The sequence below is a fragment of the Gordonia sp. ALPHA1B1 genome (assembly GCF_005502615.1).
GTDB lineage: Bacteria > Actinomycetota > Actinomycetes > Mycobacteriales > Mycobacteriaceae > Gordonia > Gordonia hongkongensis.
Map to the genome: position 1 here is coordinate 1 of NZ_SCOC01000076.1, position 6277 is coordinate 6277.

The 6277-nt window shown below is 65.1% G+C and carries 6 protein-coding genes; all 6 read left to right on the top strand.

The genetic code is table 11. The features are described from left to right. The first annotated feature begins 240 nt into the window (after positions 1-240). Positions 241-1281 (top strand): 2Fe-2S iron-sulfur cluster-binding protein, encoded by a 1041-nt coding sequence (locus FFS52_RS23305; protein ID WP_137811064.1) that lies wholly within the window; start codon positions 241-243, stop codon positions 1279-1281. Positions 1282-1329: 48 nt separating this feature from the next. Next, positions 1330-2448 carry an aromatic/alkene monooxygenase hydroxylase subunit beta gene (locus FFS52_RS23310; protein WP_137811065.1) on the top strand — a complete coding sequence of 373 codons (1119 nt, stop codon included), beginning with the start codon at positions 1330-1332 and terminating at the stop codon, positions 2446-2448. Between the two features lie 2 nt (positions 2449-2450). Further along, complete coding sequence (gene mimD, locus FFS52_RS23315; RefSeq protein WP_171011722.1) at positions 2451-2789, top strand: propane 2-monooxygenase effector subunit MimD; 339 nt, start codon at positions 2451-2453, stop codon at positions 2787-2789. A gap of 181 nt (positions 2790-2970) precedes the next feature. Then, complete coding sequence (locus FFS52_RS23320; RefSeq protein WP_078113343.1) at positions 2971-4017, top strand: amidohydrolase family protein; 1047 nt, start codon at positions 2971-2973, stop codon at positions 4015-4017. Continuing rightward, positions 4014-4814, top strand: a complete 801-nt coding sequence (locus FFS52_RS23325) for an iron-sulfur cluster assembly protein (RefSeq protein ID WP_078113342.1) — start codon at positions 4014-4016, stop codon at positions 4812-4814. The genes FFS52_RS23320 and FFS52_RS23325 overlap by 4 nt, the downstream gene beginning before the upstream one ends. A gap of 3 nt (positions 4815-4817) precedes the next feature. Then, a complete protein-coding gene (locus FFS52_RS23330; RefSeq protein WP_078113341.1) occupies positions 4818-5843 on the top strand; it encodes an NAD(P)-dependent alcohol dehydrogenase in 1026 nt (341 codons plus the stop codon). Positions 5844-6277: the final 434 nt, after the last annotated feature.

A 6277-nucleotide genomic window follows, 5' to 3' on the forward strand; every position in this document is an offset into this window, starting at 1 on the left:
CCTACCAACCACACCCGCCCACCCACCACCAAGGAACCCCAGTGAAAAAGCTGACACAAGTCAGCGAATACCACACGCCCACAACACAATCAGACGATCACGCGCCCCAACCCACCCCACCTGAAACCCCTTCCACGGATTCAGGCTGAGGAGCCAAGCGTCACCCCTGTTCCCTGAGGAGCGGAGCGCAGCGGAGCGTCACGAAGGGTCCCGGCAACCGAAGTCCGAACTGGAGAAACAGTGGCCGACACACATCGCATCAACTTCGCCCCCGTCGACATCGAGATGGAGGTCGGCGAGGACGAGACCATCCTCGACGCCGCATTCCGGCAGGGCATCCACCTCATGCACGGGTGCCGGGAGGGCCGGTGCTCGGCGTGCAAGTCCTACATGCTCGACGGCGACGTCCAGATGGACGACTACTCGACCTTCGCCTGCAACGACGCCGAGGAGGCCGAAGGGTATGTCTTGCTCTGCCGCACGTACGCCTACAGCGACTGCGACATCGAACTGCTGAACTTCGACGAGGACGAATTGCTCGGCGGCGCACCGATCCAGGACGTACGCACGCGGGTCACCGCGGTCGAGCCGATGACCAAGGACATCGTGTCCCTGCGACTCGACGTGGTCGAGCCGGCCACCTTCGAGTTCAAACCCGGTCAGTATGTGGACCTCTCGATCCCCGGTACCGAGGAGAAGCGGTCCTTCTCGATCGCCACCACCCAGTCGACCCCCGACAAACTCGAGTTCCTGATCAAGAAGTACCCGGGCGGAGTGTTCGCCGGCATGCTCGAGAACGGACTCGAACCGGGCACCGAGATCATGGTCAACGGCCCGTACGGGTCATGCACCCTCCGCAACGGGCACGTGCTGCCGCTCGTCTGCATCGGCGGCGGCGCCGGGATGGCACCGCTGCTGTCCCTCCTCCGGCACATCAGCGAAGCCGGAATCCAACGTCCGGTGCGCTTCTACTACGGCGCCCGCACCGCGGCAGATCTCTTCTGTCTCGACGAGATCGCCTCTCTCGGTGAGAAGATCACCGACTTCAGCTTCACCGCATGCTTGTCCGAGTCCGCCGCCGACGCTCCCGCAGGCGTCTCGGTGGCCGAGGGCAACGTCACCGACATCGTCAACGGATGCGAATCCGACCTGTCCCGAACGGAGGTGTACTTCTGCGGACCGCCGCCCATGGTCGACGCGGCGTTGGCTCTCGCCGAACAACATTCGGTGCCCCGTGACCAGATCTTCTACGACAGTTTCACCAGCCCGGCATTCGACTAGCCCACCCAGACCTTCGACAGCCCGCCGACACCCCGAGGAGCGCGCAGTATGTCCGCACCCACCGCACCCAAACCCAACCAGCGAGAACGCAGTTTCCCGTCCATCGAGTTCACCGACGCCGAGGCCGGCGCCAAAGACTTCCCGAGTTCCAAGAGCCGCAAGTACAGCTACTACCAGCCGGCCAAGAAGCGCGCGACGATGTACGAGGACGTCACCGTCGACGTACAGCCCGATCCCGAACGGCACCTGAGTCAGGGCTGGATCTACGGCTTCGGCAACGGTCCCGGCGGCTACCCGCAGGAGTGGACGACGGCGAAGTCGAGCAACTGGCACGCCTTCCTCGACCCGAACGAGGAGTGGGACCAGACGATCTACCGGAACAACTCAGCGGTCGTCCACCAGGTCGACCTGTGTCTGCAGAACGCCAAGCGGGCACGCGCATACGACTCCTGGAATTCACCGTGGCTCAAGTTCATCGAGCGCAACCTGGGTGCCTGGATGCATGCCGAGAACGGATTGGCGCTGCATGTGTTCACCTCCATCCAGCGGTCCGGACCGACCAACATGATCAACACCGCCGTGGCCGTGAACGCCGCGCACAAGATGCGCTTCGCCCAGGATCTCGCGCTGTTCAACCTCGACCTGTCCGAAGCCGAGGAGGAATTCGACGGCGAGGCACACAAAGAGGTGTGGCAGGCAGCACCGGAGTGGCAGCCGACCCGCGAGGTGGTCGAACGGTTGACGGCGGTCGGTGACTGGTGCGAGCTGCTGTTCGCCACCAACATCGTCTTCGAGCAGCTCGTCGGATCGCTCTTCCGCTCGGAGCTGGTCATGCAGGTCGCCGCCCGCAACGGCGACTACATCACCCCCACCATCGTCGGCACCGGTGAGTACGACTACGACCGCGACCTGGCCTACACGCGGAGCCTGTTCCGAATCCTCACGCGCGACGAGGAATTCGGCGACCAGAACAAGGAGCTGTTCGCCCAGTGGCTCGCCGTGTGGGTGCCCCGGTGTCTCGAGGCGGCCCGTGCGCTGCAACCGATCTGGTCCCAGCCGGCCGACAAGTCGATCACCTTCGCCACCAGCCTGGACGCGGCGACCGCCAAGTTCACCGACCTGCTGACATCCATCGATGTCGCCATCCCCGAGGAGTTGACCAAGTGACCATGCAATTCGGCGCGGAGACCGAGTTCTCCAACATGTGCGGCGTGACGCTGATGAACACCCCGATCGGCCGGGTCGTCGCCGACGTCATGGGCTCGAAGGACGGGGTCGAACTCACCGAGTATCCGTCGATGATCCGTGTGGACGGGGTGAACCGGCTCGAGTTCGACTACGACGAACTGACCGACGCGCTCGGCCAGGACTTCGACGGATCGATCTTCGAGGAGATCAGCTCCACCCACTACGGACGGATGGTGCACCTCGACGACCGGACCTTCCTGTTCGCCAGCCCGGAGGACGCCGCCGAGTACATCGGGTTCGACCTCACCGCCCAGGGCTGACGCTCGAACCCGAGCCCACCAGGCATGCGTCGTGGCCGCCGGCGGCCCGTTCCCGGCGGCCACGACGTACACCAACCCCGCACCACCCCTCCCACCACCGAGAACACCTCCCCGCCAATCACATCCGAGACAACCGGCCCCGCCCGCCGAGACCACAGCCCACGATCGTCAGGAGCACACGATGTACGAGAAGAACGGCGACAAGTACTTCATCGTCGACGCCCACGTCCACCTCTGGGACGGACGCGAGTCCAATCAGAAGAACATCCACGGCAAGCAGTTCATCGATTGCTTCTACGACTATCACCGCAACCTCAGCCCCGAGGACAAGGTGTGGGACTACGACACCTACACCTATTACGGCCCGGACCGCCTGATGCGAGACCTCTTCGAGGAGGGGCCGGCCGACCATGCCATCTTCCAGGCCACCATCCTGAAGGACTTCTATGTCAACGGTTTCGCCCAGGTCGACGACTCGCTCAAGCTGTGCGAGGACAATCCCGGCCTGCTGACCTACAACCACGCCTACGATCCCCGCCACGGCGAGGCCGGTCTCGAGCAGCTGCGGCGCGACGCCGAGACGATGAACCTCAAGGGCGTCAAGCTCTACACGGCCGAATGGTTCGGCGACTCACGCGGATACAAGCTCGACGACGCCTGGTCGCGGCGCTATCTCGAGGAGTGCATCAAACTCGGCATCAAGAACGTCCACATCCACAAGGGCCCCACCATCCGGCCGCTGGACCGTGACGCTTTCGACGTCGCCGATGTCGACAAGGTGGCCACCGACTACCTCGACCTGAACTTCGTCATCGAGCACGTGGGCCTGCCCCGGCTCGAGGATTTCTGCTGGATCGCAACCCAGGAGTCCAACGTGTTCGGCGGTCTGGCCGTGGCGATCCCGTTCATCCACACGCGGCCGCGATACTTCGCGCAGATCATCGGCGAGCTCCTGTACTGGATCGGCGAGGACAAGATCCTCTTCGCCAGCGACTACGCGCTGTGGACCCCGCAGTGGCTGGTCGAGAAGTTCGTCGACTTCCAGATCCCCGAGGACATGACCGAGTACGCACCGATCACGGTCGAGCAGAAGAAGAAGATCCTCGGCCTGAATGCGGCCGCGCTGTACCCTCACATCGAGGTGCCCGAGGAGCTGCGGTTGCCGACCAGCGCAGCCGATCCGGATGCCGAGGTGGCGGCCGGGGCGAAGGACGCGGTGAACGCATGACCGCCCTGGACGATCGGCCGGCACTCGGCGTCGACCGGGCGAGCCGCCTCGAGCGCGACGTACTCGCTGCGCTGGACACGGTCCTCGATCCCGAACTCGACGAGCCGATCACCGATCTCGCCTTCGTCCGGTCGATCCTCCTCGAGGACGCCGGGGTGACGGTCCATCTGCGACTTCCCACCTCGTTCTGTTCGCCGAACTTCGCCTACCTCATGGGTTCGGACGCCCTCGATGCGCTCGAGGACATCGACGGGATCGGTCAGGTCCGCGTGTTGCTCGACGATCATCACGACAGCGACAAGATCAACACCGGACTCGACGCGCACGCGGGCTACAAGAGCACGTTCGGGGTGGAGGCACTCGAGAGCCTCGACGAGCTCCGACTCACGTTCCGGCGCAAAGCACACACCGCCGCGATGGAGCGCTGCGTCGCGGCCGAGCTCACCGCCGGACGCGTGCTCGTGTCCGAGGTCGACCGCCTCGCCCTGCGGGATCTTCCGCGCGGCCACCGCAAGTCGGCGCTGCTACGACGGCGGATGGAGTTGGGGCTCAGCGTGTGCCCCAACAGCCTCGTCGTCGTCGACGAGGAGGGCCGCCCGTTGCCGGCCGAACAGGTGCCGATGCGCCTGCGCTTCGCGCGCTCGGTGCGCATCTCGATGGAGGGGAACAGCCACTTCTGCCGCGGCCTGCTCGCCACCCGTTACGCCGACGACACGGCCTGCGACGGCCGGAGCGGACCCGTCATCACCGACCTCCGGACCACCCGCGACGCCATCACCCGAACGGAACAGGAGTAGACCATGCGCGCAGTCCAGGTCGTGGGTTACCACGACAAGTTGCAACTCAACGAGATTCCCGCACCGGAGGTGACCGGTCCCTTCGACGTCATCGTGAAGATCGGGGGCGCCGGCGTGTGCCGCACCGACCTGCACATCCTCGAGGGCCAGTGGGAGGAGAAATCCGGTGTGGCGCTGCCGTACACGATCGGCCACGAGAACGCGGGTTGGGTCGACGCGGTCGGGGACGCGGTCACGAACGTGGCCGTCGGCGACAAGGTGATCCTGCATCCGCTCATCACTTGCGGTCTCTGCCGGGCGTGCCGGTTCGGCGACGACGTCCACTGCGAGAACAGCCAGTTCCCGGGCATCGACACCAACGGCGGATATGCCGAATTCCTGAAAACCACCGCCCGCAGCGTCGTGCGGATCGACGATTCCCTGGAACCCGCCGACGTCGCCGCACTCGCCGACGCGGGACTCACCGCGTATCACGCCGCCGCCAAGGTCGCGCGCATGACGCGTCCCGGGGACACCTGCGTGGTGATCGGCGCCGGAGGACTGGGGCACATCGGGATTCAGGTTCTCGCGGCCATCTCGGCGGTCCGGCTCATCGTGGTGGACCGTAATCCGGACGCCGTCGAACTCGCCCAGCAGATCGGGGCCGACATCGGGATCGTCGCCGACGGTTCACATGTCGAGAAGGTTCTCGAGCTGACCGGTGGGCACGGCGCCGAGGCAGTGCTCGACTTCGTCGGCGAGGGCGGGGCCACCGCCGAGGGTACCGCGATGCTGCGGCGCGCGGGCAGCTTCTTCGTCGTCGGATACGGGGAGAACATCAACGTGCCGACCATCGACGTGATCTCCACGGAGATCAACTACATCGGCAACCTCGTCGGGTCGTACAACGACCTCGGGGAACTGATGGACCTCGCCGCGCGGGGAAAGGTGAAGCTGCACACCAGCACCTACGCCCTCGACGACTTCCAGCAGGCGCTCGACGACCTCGACGCCGGCCGGGTCCGCGGGCGGGCGATCCTCGTGCCCTGACGTCGCCGACCCTTCGAGGCTCGTCGCTTGCGCTCCTCGCACCTCAGGGAGCAGAGAAGGCAGCCCGCTTGCGCTCCTCGCACCTCAGGGAGCAGAGAAGGCAGCCCGCTTGCGCTCCTCGCACCTCAGGGAGCAGAGAAGGCAGCCCGCTTGCGCTCCTCAGGGAGTAAGGACGGCGACCCCCCTGCTCCCTGAGGAGCGAGCTTGCGAGCCAACCCCCGCTCCCTGAGGAGCGAGCTTGCGAGCGTCACGAAGGGTCTTGGCGAGACGAGTTGCGAAGACCCTTCGTGACGCGCCCTCCGCAAGCTCCGGGCGCTCCTCAGCCTGGATATTTCACTGATGTTGCTGGTGTTCGGCGTGTGATACGCGAAAGTGCCTGTCTGCCTTGTGATTATTGATTCACCACAAACAAATAGTCACAAGAAGAAAGGCAC